This window comes from Amycolatopsis granulosa (assembly GCF_011758745.1).
GTDB lineage: Bacteria > Actinomycetota > Actinomycetes > Mycobacteriales > Pseudonocardiaceae > Amycolatopsis_E > Amycolatopsis_E granulosa.
On record NZ_JAANOV010000001.1, the window covers coordinates 4,121,473 to 4,142,127 of the forward strand.

Annotated in this window: 18 protein-coding genes, 1 pseudogene and 1 riboswitch; of the genes and pseudogenes, 9 read left to right on the forward strand and 10 right to left on the reverse strand. The window is 71.8% G+C overall.

Features of this window, described 5'->3' with window-relative positions; translation table 11 throughout:
• The first annotated feature begins 169 nt into the window (after positions 1 to 169).
• The 3 genes from FHX45_RS20275 (at position 170) to FHX45_RS20285 (ending at position 3,868) form a co-directional block, all read left to right on the forward strand.
• Positions 170 to 1,570 (forward strand): transglycosylase family protein, encoded by a 1,401-nt coding sequence (locus FHX45_RS20275; RefSeq protein ID WP_167109247.1) that lies wholly within the window; start codon positions 170 to 172, stop codon positions 1,568 to 1,570.
• Between the two features lie 77 nt (positions 1,571 to 1,647).
• A complete protein-coding gene (rsmA, locus tag FHX45_RS20280; RefSeq protein ID WP_167104331.1) occupies positions 1,648 to 2,508 on the forward strand; it encodes a 16S rRNA (adenine(1518)-N(6)/adenine(1519)-N(6))-dimethyltransferase RsmA in 861 nt (286 codons plus the stop codon).
• 65 nt (positions 2,509 to 2,573) lie between these two features.
• Positions 2,574 to 2,666, forward strand: a riboswitch (SAM riboswitch).
• A gap of 188 nt (positions 2,667 to 2,854) precedes the next feature.
• A complete protein-coding gene (locus tag FHX45_RS20285; protein WP_167104334.1) occupies positions 2,855 to 3,868 on the forward strand; it encodes a methionine ABC transporter ATP-binding protein in 1,014 nt (337 codons plus the stop codon).
• Between the two features lie 53 nt (positions 3,869 to 3,921).
• On the opposite strand, the gene FHX45_RS20290 is transcribed toward FHX45_RS20285, so the two are convergent.
• Positions 3,922 to 5,337 (reverse strand): MFS transporter, encoded by a 1,416-nt coding sequence (locus tag FHX45_RS20290; protein WP_167104337.1) that lies wholly within the window; start codon positions 5,335 to 5,337, stop codon positions 3,922 to 3,924.
• A gap of 142 nt (positions 5,338 to 5,479) precedes the next feature.
• Between FHX45_RS20290 and FHX45_RS20295 the strand changes: the two genes are divergently transcribed.
• From FHX45_RS20295 to FHX45_RS20305, 3 genes are read left to right on the forward strand one after another with little or no spacing between them, the layout of a single operon-like run.
• The gene (locus FHX45_RS20295; protein WP_167104340.1) at positions 5,480 to 6,049 is read left to right on the forward strand and encodes a TetR/AcrR family transcriptional regulator; all 570 of its coding nucleotides are present in this window, start codon (positions 5,480 to 5,482) and stop codon (positions 6,047 to 6,049) included.
• Between the two features lie 9 nt (positions 6,050 to 6,058).
• Positions 6,059 to 7,018: a 4-(cytidine 5'-diphospho)-2-C-methyl-D-erythritol kinase gene (locus tag FHX45_RS20300; protein ID WP_167104343.1), complete on the forward strand. Its 960-nt coding sequence runs from the start codon at positions 6,059 to 6,061 to the stop codon at positions 7,016 to 7,018.
• Positions 7,018 to 8,772: an ATP-binding cassette domain-containing protein gene (locus tag FHX45_RS20305; RefSeq protein ID WP_167104346.1), complete on the forward strand. Its 1,755-nt coding sequence runs from the start codon at positions 7,018 to 7,020 to the stop codon at positions 8,770 to 8,772. Before FHX45_RS20300 ends, FHX45_RS20305 begins: the two co-directional genes overlap by 1 nt.
• Positions 8,773 to 8,802: 30 nt before the next feature.
• Here FHX45_RS20305 and FHX45_RS20310 read toward each other — a convergent pair whose 3' ends face one another.
• Positions 8,803 to 9,432 carry a TetR/AcrR family transcriptional regulator gene (locus FHX45_RS20310; RefSeq protein ID WP_167104349.1) on the reverse strand — a complete coding sequence of 210 codons (630 nt, stop codon included), beginning with the start codon at positions 9,430 to 9,432 and terminating at the stop codon, positions 8,803 to 8,805.
• A gap of 68 nt (positions 9,433 to 9,500) precedes the next feature.
• Between FHX45_RS20310 and FHX45_RS20315 the strand changes: the two genes are divergently transcribed.
• On the forward strand, positions 9,501 to 10,127 hold the full coding sequence (locus FHX45_RS20315) for a DUF5701 family protein (protein WP_341771545.1): 627 nt from the start codon (positions 9,501 to 9,503) through the stop codon (positions 10,125 to 10,127).
• Positions 10,128 to 10,166: 39 nt separating this feature from the next.
• Here FHX45_RS20315 and FHX45_RS20320 read toward each other — a convergent pair.
• Positions 10,167 to 10,534 (reverse strand): annotated as a pseudogene (locus FHX45_RS20320) (YciI family protein).
• Between the two features lie 100 nt (positions 10,535 to 10,634).
• Between FHX45_RS20320 and FHX45_RS20325 the strand changes: the two are divergent.
• Positions 10,635 to 12,323: a fatty acyl-AMP ligase gene (locus tag FHX45_RS20325; RefSeq protein WP_167104352.1), complete on the forward strand. Its 1,689-nt coding sequence runs from the start codon at positions 10,635 to 10,637 to the stop codon at positions 12,321 to 12,323.
• A gap of 70 nt (positions 12,324 to 12,393) precedes the next feature.
• Here FHX45_RS20325 and FHX45_RS20330 read toward each other — a convergent pair whose 3' ends face one another.
• The 3 genes from FHX45_RS20330 to FHX45_RS20340 form a co-directional block, all read right to left on the reverse strand.
• Positions 12,394 to 12,750, reverse strand: a complete 357-nt coding sequence (locus FHX45_RS20330; RefSeq protein ID WP_167104355.1) for a DivIVA domain-containing protein — start codon at positions 12,748 to 12,750, stop codon at positions 12,394 to 12,396.
• A 135-nt stretch (positions 12,751 to 12,885) separates the two neighbouring features.
• Positions 12,886 to 13,479 carry an aminoacyl-tRNA hydrolase gene (pth, locus tag FHX45_RS20335; RefSeq protein ID WP_167104358.1) on the reverse strand — a complete coding sequence of 198 codons (594 nt, stop codon included), beginning with the start codon at positions 13,477 to 13,479 and terminating at the stop codon, positions 12,886 to 12,888.
• Positions 13,480 to 14,088, reverse strand: a complete 609-nt coding sequence (locus FHX45_RS20340; protein WP_167104361.1) for a 50S ribosomal protein L25/general stress protein Ctc — start codon at positions 14,086 to 14,088, stop codon at positions 13,480 to 13,482.
• Positions 14,089 to 14,510: 422 nt separating this feature from the next.
• Here FHX45_RS20340 and FHX45_RS20345 point away from each other — a divergent pair, with 422 nt between their 5' ends.
• Positions 14,511 to 15,500, forward strand: a complete 990-nt coding sequence (locus FHX45_RS20345) for a hypothetical protein (RefSeq protein ID WP_167104364.1) — start codon at positions 14,511 to 14,513, stop codon at positions 15,498 to 15,500.
• Here FHX45_RS20345 and FHX45_RS20350 read toward each other — a convergent pair.
• The 4 genes from FHX45_RS20350 to FHX45_RS20365 form a co-directional block, all read right to left on the reverse strand.
• Positions 15,489 to 16,343, reverse strand: coding sequence for a TIGR03621 family F420-dependent LLM class oxidoreductase (locus FHX45_RS20350; protein WP_167104367.1), 855 nt, complete (start codon positions 16,341 to 16,343; stop codon positions 15,489 to 15,491). The two genes, FHX45_RS20345 and FHX45_RS20350, sit on opposite strands and share 12 nt — an antisense overlap.
• Positions 16,344 to 16,416: 73 nt before the next feature.
• Complete coding sequence (locus FHX45_RS20355; RefSeq protein WP_167104370.1) at positions 16,417 to 17,397, reverse strand: ribose-phosphate diphosphokinase; 981 nt, start codon at positions 17,395 to 17,397, stop codon at positions 16,417 to 16,419.
• A complete protein-coding gene (glmU, locus tag FHX45_RS20360; protein ID WP_167104373.1) occupies positions 17,387 to 18,868 on the reverse strand; it encodes a bifunctional UDP-N-acetylglucosamine diphosphorylase/glucosamine-1-phosphate N-acetyltransferase GlmU in 1,482 nt (493 codons plus the stop codon). The genes FHX45_RS20355 and glmU overlap by 11 nt, the downstream gene beginning before the upstream one ends.
• 44 nt (positions 18,869 to 18,912) lie before the next feature.
• The gene (locus tag FHX45_RS20365) at positions 18,913 to 20,610 is read right to left on the reverse strand and encodes a GGDEF domain-containing protein (protein WP_167109251.1); all 1,698 of its coding nucleotides are present in this window, start codon (positions 20,608 to 20,610) and stop codon (positions 18,913 to 18,915) included.
• Positions 20,611 to 20,655 lie beyond the last annotated feature (45 nt).

Here is a 20,655-nt window from a genome sequence, read left to right on the forward strand (position 1 = left end):
CGTGACCGTGCCGCATGATCGCTCGAACCGGGCGAAGCGCGGGACACCCGGAGTCAAGCCAGTGCAGGTCGGGATCGGGGATGGCGACGACTTCCGGGAGCCGTAGTGCGAAAGGGATCGACCTGCTGTGACTGGTAGTAGACGGGCCGACGCGCGCCTGGACGAGACGGTGGACTGGTTCCAGTCCAGCGGTGGTGGCGCGGTGGGCACCCTCGACTGGCCCGACGTGGACGAGTTCTCGGACGACCTGGCGGTCACCGAGCACGACATCCGCACGGTGCTGGGCTCGGACGCGGACGATCTCATGGCCGAGGCCGAGATCGACGTCGACGAGCTGATCAGGCTGATCAACGCCGAGACCACGTTGCTCCCGGCGCTGGCCATCCCGGATGAGGTGTCGGAGGACCGGACCGCGGCCGTCGAAGCCGAGGAGGAGCCGGAGAAGGCCCTCGTCACCGCGGTCAAGACCTGGAAGCGCCGGTTCCTCCGGGGCTCGGTCCTGGCCCTGCTGATCAGCCTCACCGGTGGCGGCGCGGCCGCCCTGGCGATGAACAAGAGCGTGACCGTCGACGTCGACGGCCACACGCAGACCGTGCACAGCTTCGGCAAGACGGTCGGCGAGGTCCTCGAGGACGCCGGTCTCACCGTCGGTGAGCACGACGCGCTGTCCCCCTCGCCGCAGGCGCCGGTTGGTGACGGCGGCGTCATCAAGCTGGAGCGCGGCCGCAAGCTGAACCTGCTCGTCGACGGTGTGGCCCGCGAGTCCTGGGTCCGCGCGACGAGCCTGCAGGAAGCCATCACGCAGCTGGGCCTCGGCGACGAGTTCGGCCCGGGCACGGCCTTCTCGCTGCCGCTGGACGCGGAGCTGCCGCTGGACGGCGCGACCGTCGAGATCAAGACCGTCAAGAACATCACCGTCTACGACGGCGACGCGGCCCCGCGCCAGCTGAGCACCACCGCGGTCACCGTGGAGGAGTTCCTCGCGCAGCAGGGCCTGGCGCTCGGCCCGGACGACTCGGTCGACGGCGGCGCGGGCGTCAAGCTGACCAACGGCGCCGAGGTGCACATCTCCCGCACCGGCGTGTCCGTGATCAACCAGGAGGAGGACATCGATCCTCCGGTCCAGGAGGTCAAGGACGCCACGCTGGACGCGGGCAAGGAGGTCGTCCAGGACCCGGGCACGCCGGGCAAGCGGCTGGTGACCTACCGGATCACCAAGCGCAACGGCAAGGAGACCGGCCGGGAGCAGCTGTCGGCCAAGGTGGTGCTCGAGGCCAAGCCGAAGATCGTCCGGGTCGGCACCAAGCAGCCGGTGGTCAGCGACGGCTCCGTCTGGGACGCCATCGCCAGGTGCGAGTCCGGCGGCAACTGGTCGATCAACTCCGGCAACGGCTACTACGGCGGCCTGCAGTTCAACAAGAGCACGTGGGACGCCTACGGCGGCGACCAGTACGCGGCCTACCCCCACCAGGCCACGCGTGAACAGCAGATCGCGGTGGCGACCAAGGTCCGCGACTCCCGCGGCGGCTACGGCGCCTGGCCCGTCTGCGGCGCCAAGGCCTCCGGCTGACCCCGTCAGCACACCCATGATGCCCCCGGCCACCGGCCGGGGGCATCTGATTTTTCCGGCGCACTACCATCACGCGAGTGACCGCACTGCTCGGACCAGCCGAGATCCGTGGCTTGGCCGCCGAGCTGGATGTCCGCCCCACGAAGAAGCTCGGCCAGAACTTCGTCCACGACCCGAACACGGTCCGCCGCATCGTGGACCTCTCCGGCGTCGGCCCGGGCGATCACGTCCTCGAGGTCGGTCCCGGTCTCGGCTCGCTGACCCTCGGGCTGCTCGGCTCGGGTGCGCGGCTGACCGCGGTCGAGATCGACCCGGTCCTCGCGCGGCGCCTGCCCGCGACCGTCGCGGAGCGCGCCTCGGGGGCCGCGGAGAGGTTCACCGTCCGCACCCAGGACGCCCTGAAGCTGAGGGCCACCGACCTCGCGGACCAGCCGACGCACCTGGTCGCCAACCTGCCGTACAACGTCGCCGTCCCGGTGGTCCTGCACCTGCTGGCCGAGCTGCCGTCGCTGGCGCACGGCCTGGTGATGGTCCAGACCGAGGTCGCCGACCGGATGGCCGCGGGACCGGGCAGCCGCATCTACGGCGTGCCGAGTGTGAAGCTCGCCTGGTACGGCCCGGCCCGCAAGGTCGCGCCGGTGCCGCGCGCGGTGTTCTGGCCGGTGCCCAACGTCGATTCCGCGCTCGTCGCGTTCGAGCGGTCGGCGGAACCGGCGTCGGGCGCGGACCGGGACGAGGTGTTCGCGGTCGTCGACGCCGCCTTCGCCCAGCGCCGCAAGACCCTGCGGGCCGCGTTGTCGTCCTGGGCGGGGTCCGCCGAGCGGGCCGAGGCGATCCTGCGCGCGGCGGGTGTCGACCCACGCACCCGCGGTGAGCAGCTCGGGGTGCGGGACTTCGCGAAGATCGTCGAGAGCAAGTCCTTACCACCGTTGGTGTGATCTCGCACCCTGATCCGGACCTGGGACTTGCCAAGAAGATACGAGGTCCGCTGTACTCTTTGAGGTATCCATCCCGAGCGGCTGAGAGACCTGGCTCGCCGAAGCCGCAGCAACCACCCCAACCGGGGGGCAGGTGCTAACGCCAGGACCGATGGAGGATTCTTGTGTATCGCATGCTGCTCACGAGGCGCCGCGTCGTCGACGAATGTCGTCGCACGGTCTGTGCGTGTCGTCGCTGACCGCTTCTCTTTTCCTCACCGTTTCCTGACTTCGCTTGACCGTCCTCTGTAGACGGTCGCCTTGGTGTGCGGTCGGCGCGTTCGCGCCCGTTGTGCTGGAGCCCTTCGTGATCACTGTCGAAAACCTGACCAAGTCCTTCCCCGGTGCCGCCAAGCCCGTTCACGCCCTGCGGGACGTGAGCGTCGAGGTGCCCGCCGGCGCCCTGTTCGGCGTCGTCGGTCCCGCCGGCTCCGGCAAGTCCACCCTGACCCGGTGCATCGCCCTGCAGGAGAGACCCGACCGCGGGACCGTCCGCCTGGACGGGCTGAACACCACCGGCCTGGACGGGCGGAAGCTGCGCGAGGTGCGCCGCCAGGTGGCGGTGCTGGACGCGCAGCCCGTGCTGCACGCCGACCGCACGGTCGCCGGCAACGTCGCGGCCCCGCTGGAGCAGCTGGGCCTGGAGGGCCCGCAGCGCCGGAGCCGCGTCGGCCGTCTGCTCGACCTGGCCGGCCTCACGCAGCGCGCGGCGCAGCGCCCGGTCGAGCTGACCCCCGGCCAGCGCCGCCGGGTCGCGCTCGCGCGGTCGCTCGCCGCCGGTCCGGCCGTGCTGCTGGCTGACGACCCGACCGCGGGTGTCGGCGCCGAGGAGGCCGGTTCCGTGCTGGCCGTCCTCGATCGCGCCCGTGCGGAGCTGGGCGTCACCGTGCTGCTCGCCACCCAGGACGGCGCCGCGGTGCGGCGGGTCTGCGACGGCGTGGCCGTGCTGGAGGACGGACGGCTCGTCGAGCAGGGCACCGTGCTCGAACTGCTGTCCACCCCGGGCAGCAAGGTCGCGCAGACCCTGCTGCCCGCGATCGACACCCCGCGGACCCAGTCGTCGCGGTACGACCGGTCGGTCGACGTGGTGCTGATCGGGTTCGCGGCCGTCGGTGCGCTGCTGCCGGAGGCCGCTGCCCGGTTCGACGTCGAGCTGGCCACCATCGGCGGCGGGCTGACCCGCGTCGGCGACACCCCGGTGGCCCGGTTCCGCGTCGGCGTCAACGGCAGCCAGGCCGACGCGGCACTGGCGTGGATCGCCGACCGCGGCGCCCACGTGGTGCACCCGAAGGAGGGCCCGAAGAGCATCGTCGCGGCCTGACCGGCTGGCGGTACCGGGGGCGTCCCGTGAACGGGACGCCCCTTCCGCCGGACTCACCGTCCGCGGACGAGGGCGCCGGCCGCGATCGAACCCACCGCGACGATCCCGGCGGCCCAACCGTTCGCGACCGCGAAGCCGTGCACCGTCGCGGCGGGCAGTCCGAGGCCGGCGGCGGAGGCGGTCGCGCTCGCCGCGATCGTGTTCAGCGACGCGGTGCCCAGCGAGGCACCCACCTGCTGCGAGGTCGTGACGAACGCCGACGCCACCCCGGAATCCTTCGGTGCCACGCCGGCGGTGGCGATGTTCATCACGGTCGGCATGGCCAGCCCGGCCCCGGCCCCCAGCACCAGTTCCGCGGGCAGGATCAGGCTCCAGTACGAGGTGCCCACCGACAGCTGGGTCAGCACGGCGAGCCCGGCGGCCAGCAGCAGGAGGCCGATCACCAGCAGCGGCCGCGGCCCGGTCCGCGGGATGAGCCGCCGGGTCAGCACCGTCGAGACGGTGATGTTGGCCAGCAGGAACGGCAGGAACGCCAGGCCCGCACCGAACGCGCCGAACCCCATGATCCCCTGCAGCTGGTAGGTGAGGAACAGGAACATCCCGAACATCCCGAAGGCCGCGAGCGCGATCGTCAGGAAGCCGGCGGAACGGGTCCGGTCGGTCAGGACGTGCAGTGGCAGCAGTGGGTTGCCGGCCTTGGCCTGCCGGAGCACGAACGCGCCCAGCAGCACCACCGCGCCGGCGACCGAGCCGAGCACGACGGCCGAACCCCAGCCGCGCGTGGCGGCCTCGGACAGTCCGTAGACCAGCCCGGCGATTCCGGCGCTGCCCAGGAGCCCGCTGAACCAGTCCAGCCGCGCCGACCGGTGGCCGGGCACCGTGGGCAGCACGAAGGCGCCCGCGACCGCGGCGACGATCGCGATGGGCAGGTTCACGTAGAGGCACCAGCGCCACGACGCGTACTCGGCCAGCGCGCCACCGGCCAGCAGACCGAGCGCGCCGCCGGACATCATGATCGCGCTGAAGACCCCGAACGCCCTGGCCCGTTCCCTGGCCTCGGTGAAGGTGGTCGTCAGCAGCGAGAGGGTCGACGGGGCGAGCAGTGCGGCGAACACCCCTTGGGTCGCGCGGGCGGCGATCAGCAGGCCCGGGCCGGCGGCCATCCCGCCGATCGCCGAGGCGGCGGCGAAGCCGAGCGCGCCCACGATCAGCGTGTTCTTGCGGCCCAGCCGGTCGGCCAGGCGGCCGCCGAGCAGGAGCAGGCCGCCGAACGCCAGGGTGTACGCGCTGATCGTCCACTGCCGGGCCGCGTCGGACATGCCGAGGTCGGCCTGGGCGGTGGGCAGCGCGATGTTGACGATCGTGGTGTCGATGATGACCAGGAGCTGGGCGAGCCCGACGACGGCGAGTGCCAGCCATCTCCGGGTGTCCGTGGGCGCCGGTGCGGGCGCCGCAGTGGTAGTGGTCATGGGAGAAACCCCCTGGTGGAGAAGTGGGTTAGACTGAGAAGACCATTGCTAGTCGGCCGACAAGTAATGGCGCTGACGGCACCGTATGCTCATTGCTAGCCGGTCGTCAAGCAAGTTTGTGGATTCCTCAGGAAGGACGGCCATGGCGGGGCGGCGGACCGACACGCGCGAGCGCATTCAGCAGGTCGCGCTGGACCTGTTCGTGGAGCATGGCTACGAGAAGACGTCGTTGCGGGAGATCGCGGAGCACCTCGGCGTGACGAAAGCCGCGCTCTACTACCACTTCCGCACGAAGGAGGACATCGTCCACAGCCTGATCGAGGACATCGGCACCGCGGTGGACGAGATCATCGAGTGGGCCCGGGCGCACGGCGAACCCGCCACCGTCCGCGCCGAGGTGCTGCGCAGGTTCTCCCGGCTCGTCCAGGGACAGTTCGGCCCGGTCATGCGGTTCATGCAGGACAACCAGCCCGCGCTCAAGGAGCTGCAGGCCGGGCACGTGCTCGCCGAGCGGATGAAGGGCCTGTTCGCCCTCGTCGTGCCGGACGGCGCCGGAACCGAGGACAAGCTGCGCGCGCGGCTGGCGCTGGTCGCCCTCGTCCTGGGCAACAACCCGCAATTCCTGGAGGAGGAACCGGCCGCGGACTCGGGCGAAGTGGCCCTGCGCGTCGCACTGGAGCTTGCTTCTCCGCGGCCCGCGGCGGGCACGTAGTCTTGACGGGTGCTCGCCGTCGTACCGCCACCTGTCACCGTCAGAGTGCCCTCCAAGATCAACCTGCACTTGTCGGTCGGCGACCTGCGCCCGGACGGTTTCCACGACCTGACCACCGTCTTCCACGCGTTGTCGCTGACCGACGAGGTCACCGTTGCGCACGCCGAGGAGCCGGGCGTCGAGGTCTACGGCGAGGGTGAGCAGGTCGTGCCCACCGGCGCCAGCAACCTGGCCTGGCGCGCGGTCGAGGCGCTGGCGGCGCACGTCGGGAAGCCGGACGGCCCGGCGAACGTCCGGGTGGTCCTGCGCAAGGGGATCCCGGTCGCCGGCGGGATGGCCGGCGGGAGCGCCGACGCGGCCGGCACACTGGTCGCGCTCGCCGCGTTGTGGAAGCTCGACATCGGCCGGGACGAGCTCGCCGGGATCGCCGCGAAGCTCGGCTCGGACGTGCCGTTCGGGCTCTACGGTGGCACCGCGCTCGGCACCGGCCGCGGTGAGCAGCTGGTCCCGGTGCTGTCCCGGCACACCTTCCACTGGGTGCTCGCGTTCGACCAGCGCGGGCTGGCCACCGAACGCGTCTACGCCGAGCTCGACCGGCTGCGCGAGACCGGCAAGCCGCCGCGCGTCGGTTCGCACGCGCCGGTCGTCGAGGCGCTGGCTTCGGGTGACCCGCGTCAGCTGGCGCTGCTGCTCGGTAACGACCTGCAGGCCGCCGCGGTGTCGCTGCGGCCCGGCCTGCGCCGCACGTTGCGGGCCGGGGTGAACGCCGGCGCGCTGGCCGGCACCGTCTCCGGTTCCGGACCGACGTGCGCGTTCCTGTGTGCCGACGCCGAGTCCGCCCTCGAGGTGGCGGCCGAGCTGGCCGGAGCCGGCGTGTGCCGGACGGTCCGGGTCGCGCACGGCCCGGTGCCCGGTGCCCGGCTCGTCGGTGACGAGCACCGTCCGACTCCTCCGCAGGTGCACGCGTAGTGGCCAATCTGATCAACCTCGAGGCCGTGTCCAAGTCCTACGGGGTCCGCCCGCTGCTGGATGACGTCTCTCTCGGTGTCGGCGAGGGCGACCGCATCGGCGTCGTCGGTCTCAACGGCGGTGGCAAGACCACGTTGCTGGAGGTGCTGTCCGGGATCGCGGAGCCGGATTCCGGCCGGGTGAGCCGGGTGCGGGACCTGCGGATGGCCGTGGTCACGCAGCGCACCGAGCTCGCCGAGGGCAGCACGATCCGCGAGGCGGTGCTGGCCGGCTACGACGCCGAGCACGAGTGGGCGGCCGACGCCCGGGTCCGGTCCATTGTGGAGGGACTCGGGCTCACCGCGCTGGGACTGGACAACCCGACCGCGACACTGTCCGGAGGGGAGCGTCGCCGGGTGGCGCTGGCCACCGCGCTGATCGGCGACCTGGACCTGCTCGTGCTCGACGAGCCGACCAACCACCTCGACGTGGAAGGGGTGCGTTGGCTCGCCGACCACCTCCTGGCGCGGCGGTCCGCGCTTGTCGTGGTCACCCACGACCGGTGGTTCCTGGACACGGTGTGCGGCCGGACCTGGGAGGTCGCCGACGGCCGCGTCGAGCAGTACGAGGGCGGCTACGCGGACTGGATCTTCGCGCGCGCCGAGCGGGCCCGGCTCGCGGCGACCGCGGAGGAGAAGCGGCGCAACCTCGCGCGCAAGGAGCTCGCCTGGCTGCAGCGCGGTGCCAAGGCCCGCACCTCGAAACCGCGGTACCGGATCGAGGCGGCCGAGGCCCTGATCGCCGATGTGCCGGAGCCGCGGAACACCGCCGAGCTGATGTCGTTCGCGAAGCGCCGGCTGGGCAAGACCGTGCTGGAGCTGGAGGACGTGACGCTCCTGGCCGGGGACAAGCCGGTGGTCGAGGGACTGACCTGGCGGATCGGGCCGGGTGACCGGTTCGGGCTGGTCGGGGTGAACGGCTCCGGCAAGACCACGCTGCTCAAGCTGCTGGCCGGGGAGGTTCCGCCGGCCGCGGGCAGGCGGGTCGAGGGCAAGACGGTGCGGTTGGCGCACCTGTCGCAGGAGCTGGACGAGCTGCCCGGGCAGCTGCGCGTGCTGGAGGCCGTCGAGGAGGTCGCGGCGCGCGTCGTGCTGGGCAAGCAGGAGATGTCGGCCTCGCAGCTGGCGGAGAAGCTCGGCTTCCCGCCCGCCCGGCAGTGGACGCCGGTCGAGGACCTCTCCGGCGGTGAGCGGCGGCGGCTGCAGCTGGCGCGGCTGTTGATGGCCGAGCCGAACGTGCTGCTGCTCGACGAGCCGACGAACGACCTGGACATCGACACGCTGCAACAGCTGGAGGACCTGCTGGACTCGTGGCCGGGGACGCTGGTCGTGGTCTCGCACGACCGGTATCTCGTGGAGCGCGTGACCGACGCGGTGTACGCCCTCTTCGGCGACGGCCGGATCACGCACGTGCCCGGTGGGATCGACGAGTACCTGGCGCGCCGGTCGGCCGCCCGCGTCGCCCCGGGCACCCCGAAACCCGCGCAGAAGACGTCCAGTGCGGCCGAGTCCCGCGCGGCGCAGAAGGAACTGTCCCGTTTGGAGCGACGGCTGGACCAGTTGCACGCCCGGGAGACCGCGCTGCACGAGCAGCTCGCCGAGCACGCCACCGATCCGGGCAAGCTGGTCGAGCTGAACAGCGAGCTGAAGACGGTGCGCGCGGAGATCGAGGACGTCGAGGCGCGCTGGCTGGAGACCTCCGAGCTGGTGGAGTAGACCTCCGCGACCGGATGTCCGGACCGGCCGTCAGGCGCGGGCGTAGGTGCCGAGCGCGGGCTCCAGGAGAGCGAAGGTCCGCTCCGCCTCGGCGCGGACGACGGCGGCGACCTCGGCGTTGCCGCGGCCGGCCAGCGTCAGTTCCTGGATGCGCGCGAACAGCACCCGGTGCGCACCACCCAGGACGGCAGCGGCCGCGCGGGGAGTGATGTCACCGGGGGCGGCTCCGGTCGTCTCGGCGAGGGCGGCCGCCAGGGCGTCCTCGCGCTGGTCGTGCAGGCCGCGCAGGCACACCGACAGCGTCGGGCTGGCCACGATCATGCGGGTGAACTCCGGTCCGGCGAACCCGGCCACCGGGTCCTGCCGGTCCACGGCGTCCAGGAAGGCCCGCCGGAGCGCGGTCAACGCCGGCTCGCCGGGCGCGCGGGCGGTCACCGTGCGCGCGAGGCTCGCGACGAAGTCGTCCTGGTGGTCGAACGCCAGATCCTCCTTGCGCGGGAAGTAGTTGGTCACGGTCTTCTTCGCTACACGTGAGGCGTCCGCGATCTCGCTGATGGTGGTCTGCTCGAAGCCCTTCGCGAGAAACAGCTGCGTCGCCCGGTCGGAGATCAGCTGCCGGGTCTCGCGCTTCTTGGCCTCGCGCAGGCCGGTCGTGCTCATAGCCGGATCTTACCCCCCACTTACTACGGTGATAAACTTATGTCCGTAGTAAAAAACTGGAGGTGCGCGTGACCGATCCCACCGCCGAGTTCGACCGCCAGGTCGGCACCCTGCTCGCCCGCGGCTATCCGGCGCTGGCGGGTCTCGACGAGGACGGCTTCACCGGCCTGGTCGAGCCGCTGCGTGCCCAGGCGCGGGGCGGTGACCCCGGCCCGGAGGCGGCGCGGGTCCCGTTCCTGCTGGTCGTGACCCGCAAGATCGCCCCGATCGAGGAGACGATGCCGCGCACCACGCTGCACGGCGGCCGGCTGCCCGGGTTCGTCGACCGCTCCTTCGAACCCGGGTCGCTCGAGCGGTTCGTGGCCACCTCGGAGCTGCCCGCGCCGGACGCGTACCTGCTGTTCGACGTCGAACGCGGCGAGGAGTTCTGCGGGGTCGTCCCGAAAGACGCCATGCAGGTGGTCGCCGACCGTGGCCGGACGCTGCTCACCATCGACGAAGGCGTCGCCCTGATCACGCAGTTCCCGCAGGTGCTGGTCAAGAACAAGTGTTTCTCGCTGGGCGGTTCACGCTGCGGCGACCGCCGGGTCCCGGCGATCTGGATCAGCAAGCGGGCGCCGAAGCTCGGCTGGTGCTGGGAAGGCAACCCGCACACCTGGCTGGGCATGGCTTCCGCCGGCTCCCGCGCCGCCTGAGGATCCGGCGCCGGGCGGGACCCGCCCGGCGCCGGATCGTCACATCTCCTGGCCCGCCGAGAACATCACCGGCCGGACCTCGATACCCAGCCCCTCGACGTGGGCGTCCGGGATCATCGCGGCCAGTTCGAGTGCCCGTTCCCGGCTCTCGACGTCGATCAGGTAGTACCCGCCGAGGTACTCCTTCGCCTCCAGGTACGGGCCGTCGGTCACCACCGGTGCGCCGTCGCGGACGCGGACCACCGCGCTGTTCGACGGATCGGCCAGCGCCTGCGTGCTGATCATCTCGCCGGACTCGCGGATCGTGTCGATGAACGCGCCGTGCCGGTCATCACCGCGTTCCGGTCCTCCTCGCTCAGCGACTCCCACACGGCCGGGTTCATGTGCATGATCAACAGGTACTTCACGGGTGCCTCCTCGTCGGCTGTCTGCACCAGGAGATCGGAACCGCGGCCCGGTTCTCGACATGCGCGCCGGCCCCGCGCGCCCCCCGATAAGGTGAGCGCCATGAGTCGGTTCGTGGAGACGCTCGTCCGCACCGCGGCGGAGGGTGGTCGGTTGCGTGGCATGGTCACCGGGGAGCCCACCGAGCCGGTCCGCCGGACCTGGGCCGAGGTGCACGAGCAGGCCCGGCGCATGGCCGGCGCGCTCGTCGCCGGGGGACTGGAGCCGGGCAGCGCCGTCGCCGTCCTGGCCGGGGCGCCGGCCCTGATCGCGCCCACCGTGCAGGCGGTGTGGCTGGCCGGCGGCAGCGTGACGATGCTGCACCAGCCGACCCCGCGCACCGACCTCGCGCTCTGGGCCGAGGACACCGTCAAGGTGCTCGGCATGATCGACGCGAAGCTCGTCGTCCTCGGCGAGCCGTTCGACGCGCTCGCGCCGGTGCTCACCGAACACGGGATCGAGTTCCGGATGATCACCGACCTGTTCGGCGGCGAGCCGGTCACCGAGCCGGTGCCGCGCGGCGAGGACGACCTGGCGCTGCTGCAGCTCACCAGCGGCTCGACCGCCGACCCCAAGGCCGTGCGGATCACCCACGGCAACCTCTACACCAACGTCAAAGCCATGGTCGAGCGGGCCGAGTTCGATTTCACCCAGGACGTCATGGTGTCCTGGCTGCCCACCTTCCACGACATGGGAATGGTCGGGTTCCTCACCGTGCCGATGACGTTCGGCGTCGAGCTGATCAAGATCACCCCGGCGGAGTTCCTCAGCGGACCGCTGATCTGGCCGGAGCTGATCAGCAAGTACCGGGCCACCACCACCGCGGCCCCGAACTTCGCCTATGCGATCGTCGGACGGCGGCTGCAGCGCGTCGAGGACGAGACCGCCTACGACCTGTCCACCCTGCGCATCGCGCTCAACGGCGCCGAGCCGATCGACGAGTCCGCGGTGCGGGCGTTCGTCGAGGGCGGCGCCCGGTTCAAGATGCCGGCGGAGTGCGTCTTCCCCGCCTACGGCATGGCCGAGGCGACGCTCGCGGTCTCGTTCGCGCCGCTGTTCACCGGTCTCACGCTGGACATCATCGAGGCCGACGCGCTCGAGGCGGACAACCGCGCGGTGCCGGTGCCCGAGGGCGACCCGCGCCGCGGCACCGAAGAGGTGCGGTCGTTCGCCGTGCTGGGCCGCCCGCTGGACGGGCTCGAGGCGCGCATCGTCGACGACCACGGCACCGTGCTGGGTGAGCGTGAGGTCGGCGAGATCCAGCTGAGCGGGCCTGCCGTGACCCCGGGCTACCTCACGATGGCGGGTCCGAAGCCGACGCAGGACGCGGACGGCTGGCTCGCCACCGGTGACCTCGGGTACCTGGTGGACGGTCAGATCGTGATCTGCGGGCGCCGCAAGGACGTCATCATCATGGGCGGCCGCAACATCTACCCGACCGACATCGAGCGGGCCGCGACCGCCGTGGACGGGGTGCGCGCGGGCAACGCGGTGGCGGTGCGGATCGACGCGGGAACCCGGCGCGAGCGGTTCGCGGTGGTGCTGGAGTCGAAGCTGGCCGGCGACGCCGAGGCGGAGCGGCGGCTGCAGAAGGAGGTCGCGGCCCGGGTGCGGGACGCGGTGGACGCCCGCCCGTACGCGGTGGTCGTCCTGCCCGCCGGCAGCCTGCCGAAGACGCCGTCCGGCAAGGTCAAGCGCGCCGCGACCGCCGTGCAGTTCGCCGAGGCGATCGCCAGGCACGCCGCCTCCTGACCTGTCGGCGCGGGGCTCGCGGACACGTCCACGAGCCCCGCGCCCAGGGGCGTGAATTCCGCGCGGGGCGTTACTCGATGACTGTCACCTTCGGGGTCTCCGCCGGGGCGGCGGTCCGTGGTGCCGTCGCCTCGCTGACCGATCGCGCCTCCGGTACGGCGTAGGGCTCGCCGCCGCGGCGGGCGAACTCGTCCTCGACCTGGTCGAGGAACTCGTCGACCGCGCGTTCGTCGTAGCCCCGCTTACCGAGCAGCGGCTTGCTGAACATGACGTGATGCACCTCGGCGGCCGTCAAGTCGTCCTCGCCCGCCAGGGTCCTGGCGATGCGCTCCACGAACTCGTCGACCTCGTGCTTGGCGTACCCGCGCCGGCCGATAGGGGCGTTACCGAACTCGACTCGATAAACGTCGTCGGCGGAAAGGGACATGCAGTACTCCAGTTCAGCGTGGACGGGGATGGTTCCCTGATCCCGTCCTAGCCGCCGGACCGCAGGTCCGGAAGCCCTTTCACCTCTCTGGAACTCCATCGAGCAGAGTGCGGCACACCTGTGGGTGACTACTGCTCACCCAGCGTGGAAGTCGTTCTGGGCCGCCGTCAGCCCTTTGCCGATCAGCGCTTCGACGGCGTCGGCGCAGCGGTCCAGCTCCAGGGGGAGGTCCTTGCGCTCGACCGTGGAGAAGTCCTTGAGCACGAAATCGGCCGGGTCCATGCGGCCCGGCGGCCGCCCGATGCCGAAACGCACGCGGTAGTAGTCACGCGTGCCGAGGGACTTGCTGATCGACCGCAGGCCGTTGTGGCCGCCCTCGCCTCCGCCCAGCTTGAGCTTCAGCGCCCCGAAGGGCAGGTCCAGCTCATCGTGCACGACGACCACCCCGGCCGGGCCGACCTTGTAGAACTTCGCCGCCCCGGCCACCGGGCCGCCCGAGACGTTCATGAACGACCGCGGTTTGACCAGGATGACGCGGCGCCCGGCGAGGCGGCTCTCCAGCACCTCGGCGCCGGACTTGTGGGCCTTGAACCTGCCGCCGACCCGGGCGGCCAGCTCGTCGAGCACCAGGAAGCCCACGTTGTGCCGGTTTCCGGCATAACGCGGGCCGGGATTACCGAGGCCGACGAGCAGCACCTGCTCGCCGGCCCCGGGGACGTCCGAACTCACTTACTCTTCGGTGCCGGCTTCGGCCGACCCCTCGCCGGTCTCGTCGGCGGGCTCCTCGCCGCCGGTGGCCTGCGCCTCGTTGACCGCCACGACCAGGCTGTCCGGGTCGGTCACCAGGGTCGCGCCGGAGGGCAGGGCGACCTGGGCGGCGAGGATCTGGGTGCCGGCCTCGGCGCCCGCGATGGACACCTCGACCTGCTCCGGGATGTGCAGCGCCTCGGCCTCGACCGACAGCGAGTCCATCTCCTGGACCTGCAGGGTGCCCGGGGCCGGGTCACCGGTCAGCACGACCGGCACGTCCACGGTGACCTTCTCGCCGCGCTGCACGACCAGCAGGTCGACGTGCTCGATGTAGTTCTTGATCGGGTGCACGGTGACGGTCTTGGTCAGCGCGAGCTGGGTGTCACCGTCGAGGTTCAGGGTGAGGACGGCGTTGCTGCCGTTCTCACGGATGACCCGGGCGAACTCCAGAGCGGGCAGGGCCAGGTGACGGGGGTCGGTACCGTGGCCGTACAGCACGGCGGGAACCTTGCCGGCGCGACGGGTGCGGCGCGCGGCGCCCTTGCCGAACTCGGTGCGGGGCTCGGCGGACAGACGTACCTCGGACACGGTGTAGCACTCCTTCAAACAATTGCGTGGCGGCGCAGATGGCGGGCGGTCGTCCCCGGCGGCGAGTTCCACGGACGTGCTCGAGCAGCGGACCTCAAGCCGCCGCGTCGATCACGTCGGGCACCGGGTGCAGCATGGAGCCCGCCTCGCCGAGACAACCTGTTCAGTGTAAGCACTCCGGAAACCGCCACGCCCCTGGGGTCGTCACCGCGATCGACACGGCCGGACCACGCGGTCGGCCCGGCCTCCCCGGGCGTATCGACACCTCGGTGAACTGGGCTTTTCTCCTGGGGTGGCGACGCCGGGCCGCCCGGGCGTCCGCGTGCACGATCGGATGACTGGCGCGCCGGGCAGGAACTCCGGAACATGAATGTGCATCTGATTCACAATTGTTGTTCCGGTGGGTGAGCGAGGGGTGCGGAATGCGGCTGCGCGGTCTCGCGGTGCTCCTGTTGGCCGTGCTCACCGCCTGTGAGGCGCCCCAGCATCCCGCCGCGCCGGATCCGCGTGCCGTGGTCGAGTCCGCCCTCGGCGCGCTCGCCGCCGAACCCGCCGTCGCGTACGGCGTCGCCGGCACCACCCTCTCCGTCACCCGCGGCGGCCTCGCCGAGGGGCGGTTCCCGCTGCGGGACGAACCGATCACGGCCCTGCGGGTGGGTGGTGCGCTGTACGTGCGCGCCTCCGCCCGCTACTGGCAGGGCCAGGGCATGTCCGCGACCCGCGCCGAGCTGTTCGGCGCGCAGTGGACGCGGGCCGATCGCGGCCTGCCGTTCGATCCGGGCCGCGTCCTCGCCCCGCCGGTGCTCGCCGACGCGATCCGCGCCGCGCTGCCGGCCGATGCGCTGCCCGTGCCGGCCGGGGACGCGCTCGACGTCGCCGGCGTGCGGATCAGCACCACCACGCCCTACCGGGTCCTCAGCTTCCCGGCCGCCTTCCTCGGGCCGGCCGCCACCCAGCTCGGACCCCGGCAGATCACGCTCGGCGAAGTCCGGCTCGCCGACCTGCGCGGCCGCCTCGACGACGGCGTCGCCGGGCTGGGACGGCCGCTGATCGCCGGCCCGGTGGTCGCCGCGGAGGTCACCGAGCACACGCTGCGCTGCACGTCCCGCGGCGCCTGCACCGACTCCGTCCGCGTCGGCAACCGGCTGCTCGGCGCCGCGCCCGGTGCCGCCGCCCGCGTCACGTTCGCCTCGGCCGTCACCTCCGACGCCCTCGGCACGCGCACCTGCCGGCGCGAGGTCGTGCTCCCGCTGGACACCTCCGCCGACGTGTCCTGCTCCGTCCGGTTCACGCTGCCCCGCACCGACGGCGCGACGAAACTCCACGCCGCGCCGTCGGTGACCGCCGAACCCGTCGCGGTCGTCGACCCGGGCGCGCTCAGCCGGGACGTCGCCGCCGAGCTAGGACCGTAGGAGCGCGATCACCGGCGCGAACTCCTCCAGGAACGGTTCGAACACGGTGAAGTAGGTGAAGCCGAACCGGTCCCGCATGGCGCGCACCTTCGCCGCGATCTGCTCGACGGTGCCGGCCAGGATCTGCGGGGCGCTCACCAGCTCGTCCACCGACCGCCGCAGCGCGGGCGGTACGTCGCCCCACGCCTGCTCCAGCGCCTCGGACGGGTCGTCGGCCACCACGACCTGCTGGATCAGCATGTTGAACTCGAGCGGCCGGGATCCGGCCCGCTCCCGCACGAACCCGACGCGCTCGTCCAGCTCCTCCGGGCCGGCGATGTCGAAGGTGCCCGGCGGGAAGCCCTTCGCGTGCTTCAGCCCGGCGAAGCCGACGATGTCGGCGTGCTCCGCGGCCAGCCGCAGCACCCCCTCGCTGTTGCCGGCGATCAGCAGCGGCGGCACGTCCTCCAGTCGGCTGCGCAGCACGTCGATCGTCCGCGCCAGGTGCTCGATGCGTTCCTTCGGCGGCGCGAAGGGCAGGCCGGCGTCGTCGAACTCGGACTTCATGTGCCCCGCGCCGAGACCCACGTCCAGCCGGCCGCCGGTGAGCACGGCCGTCGACTCGACCTCGCGGGCCAGCAGCACCGGGTTGTAGAACGGTGCGTTGAGGACCAGGTGCCCCACCCGGGCGCGTTCGGTGGCCTGGGCGGCGGCGACGAGCGCCGGGAACGGTGCGGGCATCCCGAGGTGGTCGGGGATGGTGATGGCGTCGTACCCCAGCTCCTCGGCGCGACGGCACTTCGCCGCCCAGTCGTCGCGTCCGGTCAGGAACGGCAGGGACACCCCGAAACGAAGATCGTCCATGTTCGTGACGGTACAAAACGGAACGGGCCGCCCGCCGCTGGTTTCGCCAGCAGCGGACGGCCCGTTGCGGGACTCAGGCGTTGCCGTCGAACAGGCTGGTCACCGAGCCGTCCTCGAACACCTGCTGGATCGCCTCCGCCAGCATCGGCGCGATCGACAGGACGGTCAGGTTCGGGAACCGCTTCTCCGGCGCGATCGGCAGCGAGTTCGTGACGATGACCTCGCGCGCCTTGCAGTTGGACAGCCGCTCGGTGGCCGGGTCGGACAGGATGCCGTGCGTGGTGGCGATGACGACGTCCGCGGCACCCTCGGCGAGCAGTGCGTCGGTGGCCTTCACGATCGTGCCGCCGGTGTCGATCATGTCGTCCACCAGGATGCACAGCTTGCCCTCGACCTGGCCGACGACGCGGTTGGCCACGGCCTGGTTCGGCTTGTCCGGGTCACGCGTCTTGTGGATGAACGCGATCGGCCGGTCGCCGAGCTGGGCGGCCCACTTCTCGGCCAGCCGCACGCGCCCGGAGTCCGGGGAGACCACGGTGATGTCGGCGCCGCCGTAGGTCTTCTTGATGTGGTCGGCGAGCAGGGTCTGCGCGAACAGGTGGTCCACCGGGCCGTCGAAGAAGCCCTGGATCTGCGCGGTGTGCAGGTCGACCGTCATGATCCGGTCGGCGCCCGCGGTCTTGAACAGGTCGGCGATCAGCCGGGCCGAGATCGGCTCACGGCCCTTGTGCTTCTTGTCCTGCCGCGCGTACGGGTAGAACGGCATGACCACGGTGATGCGCTTGGCGCTGGCGCGCTTGAGCGCGTCCACCATGATCAACTGCTCCATCACCCACTCGTTGATCGGGTTGGTGTGACTCTGGATGACGAAGGCGTCCGTGCCGCGGACCGACTCCTCGAAACGCACGAACAGCTCGCCGTTGGCGAACGTGTGCGCCGTCTGCGGGGTGATCGTCACGTTGAGGTGCTGCGCAACCTCCTCCGCGAGTTCCCGGTGTGCGCGGCCGGAGAAGAGCATCAGGTTCTTCTTCGGCGTGCCGGACTTAGGACTCATCAGACGACTCCCGCTCGGTCTCTTCCGTGTTTTCCTGGGCGGCGAGCGCGGCCTGCGCCGCTTCCGCCGCTGGGGTACCCGGCCTGCGGCGCGGCACCCAGCCTTCAATATTGCGCTGTGGTCCAGTCGACACCGCCAGCGCCCCCGGCGGCACGTCACGCCTGATCACAGTGCCAGCGCCCGAGTACGCACCGTCACCGACCGTGACCGGCGCAACGAACATGTTGTCCGAACCGGTCTTGACGTGGGAGCCGATCGTGGTGTGGTGCTTGCGCACGCCGTCGTAGTTGACGAAGACGCTGGACGCGCCGATGTTGCTGTACTCGCCGATCGTCGCATCCCCGACGTAGGTCAGGTGCGGCACCTTCGTCCCGGTGCCGATGTCGGCGTTCTTGGTCTCGACGAACGTGCCGATCTTGCCCTTCGGGCCGAGCCTGGTGCCCGGCCGCAGGTAGGCGAACGGGCCGACGCTGGCGCCGGCGCCGATCTCCGAGTCGTAACCGTGCGTGCGGATCACCTGGGCGCCGGCGCCGACGGTGACGCCGGTCAGCGTGGTGTCCGGCCCGATCACCGCGCCCTCGCCGATCCTCGTCGCACCCTTGAGCTGCACGCCGGGTTCGAGCACCACGTCCCGGGCCAGCTCGACGTCCACGTCCAGCCACACCGACGCCGGGTCGACGACGGTGACGCCCGCCCGCTGCCAGCGCCGCACCAGCCGCCGGTTCAGCTCGGCGCCGAGCACCGCCAGTTGCACGCGGTCGTTGACGCCCTCGGTCAGCCACGGGTCGTCCACCACCAGCGCGCCGACCCGGCGGCCGTCGGCGCGGGCGATGGACAGCACGTCGGTGAGGTACAGCTCGCCCTGCGCGTTGTCGGTGGACAACCGGCTCAGCGCCTCCGCGAGCACTGCCGCGTCGAACGCGTACACGCCGGAGTTGATCTCGTCGATCTCCAGCTGCCCGGGCGTCGCGTCCTTCTGCTCGACGATCCCGGTGACCGCGCCGGCGGCATCGCGCACGATCCGGCCGTACCCCGTCGGATCGGCGACCACCGACGTCAGCACGGTGACCGCGGCAGCGTTCTCGCGGTGCTCGGCCAGCAGCGCGGCCATGGTTTCGGTGTCCAGCAACGGAACGTCGCCGTAGCTGACCAGGACGGTGCCGGCCAGCCCCTCCGGCAGGACGGACAAGGCGCACGACACCGCGTCACCGGTGCCGTTCTGCTTCTCCTGCACCGCGGTCAGCACCGGGCGCCCGAGCGCTGCACCGACCCCGCCGAGGTGGTCGGCGACGGCGTCCCGGCCGTGTCCCACGACGACGACCAGGTGGTCCGGCGCGAGCCCGGCGGCGGCCCGGACGGCGTGCTCGACCAGCGGCCGCCCGGCCAGTGGGTGCAGCACCTTCGGGGTGTTCGAGCGCATCCGGGTGCCCTCGCCCGCGGCGAGGACGACAGTGCTCAGCGGGCCGGTCACGGCACTCCCAACGAATCCGGGACGGGTGGTGGCGGGCCCCGATCCTACGTGTCCTCCCCGGCCGCCGGCCGCGGGTCGCCTTCCGAGCCCGGCTCCACCTCTGCGGTAAGGGACTCGGCCGCACCGGACCGCGCGGTCGCCACCTGGTTGCCGCCACCGCGTTTCGCCTGGTACATCGCCGCGTCGGCACGGGCCAGCACCTGGTCGGCCCGCTCCTGCGGCCGCAGCGACACCAGCCCCACCGACAGGGTCACCCCGTGCGAGAGGTGGTGGGGCAGCGAGTCGACCGCGGTGACCGCCCGGCCGAGGGCCTGCTTGGCCGCCGACACCGGCGCGCCGGGCAGCAGGGCGACGAACTCGTCGCCGCCGTAGCGGGCCACGATGTCGTCACCGCGCAGCGCGTCCCGCACCGTCGAGGCCACCACCCGCAGCACGTCGTCGCCCTCGGCGTGCGAGTGCTGGTCGTTGACGTTCTTGAACCCGTCCAGGTCGATCAGGGCGACCGCGAGCGGCTGTGCCGTGGTCGACGCCGACAGCGTGCGCAGGTGCTCGTCCAGGGCCCGGCGGTTGGGCAGGCCGGTCAGCGGGTCCTGCAACGCCTGCTGGCTGATCGCGCCGTGCTGCGCGGACAGCCGCTCGTGCTCACGCCGGGTGTCCAGGGTCGCCAGCTGCGACTCCCGCATGTGCCACAGCTCGACCTCCAGCGCGGTCGAGTAGTCGGCCAGCGCGCGGGACGCCTCGCTGTCGGCCTCGCTGTCCAGCCGTGCGATCTCCCGCAGCAGGTGCAGTCGCATCGACGGCATCGAGTTGTCCTCGGCCAGGTTGAGCTTGGTCGCGTGCAGCGTCTTGAGCGCGTCGTCGTGCTGGCCGGACTGTTCCAGGCAGCGGGCGAGCGCGATCGTGACGATGACCTGCTCGTGCGGGTAGCCCGGTTCGATCAGCAGCCGCCGCAGCCGCTCGGTGTGCGATGCGTCCGGGGCGGCCAGCGCGAGGGCCGACGCGAGCACGCCGACCTGGTCGACGGCAGGCACCCCGATCCGGCGCGGGAACAGGGACTCGGCGAACGGGGCCTCGACCGCGACGGCCATCGACGCGGCCGTGCTGAACTTCGCGGCGGCCTCCTCGTGCCGGTCGACCCGTTCCAGGCGCAGGCCCCACCCCAGCAGCATCTTGATGCGGTTCATCAGCTGCAGGGTGATCTCGTGCGGACCGGCGGTCTCCCGGATCGCCTGGTGGGCGCGGGCGATGACCTCCTCGGCCGCCTCGTACACGCCCAGCTGGTTCAGCACGATCCAGCAGTCGACCAGCGCGCTGGACTGGGTCTTGGCCCATTCCCGCCGCGACATGTGCATGTCCGGGGAGGTGGAGTCGTCGAGGATCGCCAGCGCCCTGGCTATTTCGGTGAGCGCCGCGTCCTCCTGCTTGGCCAGCACCAGGCGGCGGCCGCGCAGGGCGTGGGCGTCGGCGCGGAACAGCGCGAGACCGTGACGGCGGGTGTGGGCCAGCATTTCGTCCAGCAGCGGCTCGGCCTCCGCCGCGAGCCCGCGGGTGACCAGCCGGGCCAGGGCCGTGGCGCGCAGCAGCTGCGAGACCAGGACCGGCTCGCCCCGGCGCTGGGCCTCCTCGAGCAGCTCGTCGAGGGTGCGCACGATGTCCAGCTGCTCGCTGTGCTCCGTGTGCTGCACGGCGGCGATCAGTTCCCGGGCGCGCCCGGCCAGCCAGGCATCGGAGAGCTCGGCCAGCGTCGGCCGCCTGGTCTTCTGTTCGCTCTCGCCTCGCAGCGTGGC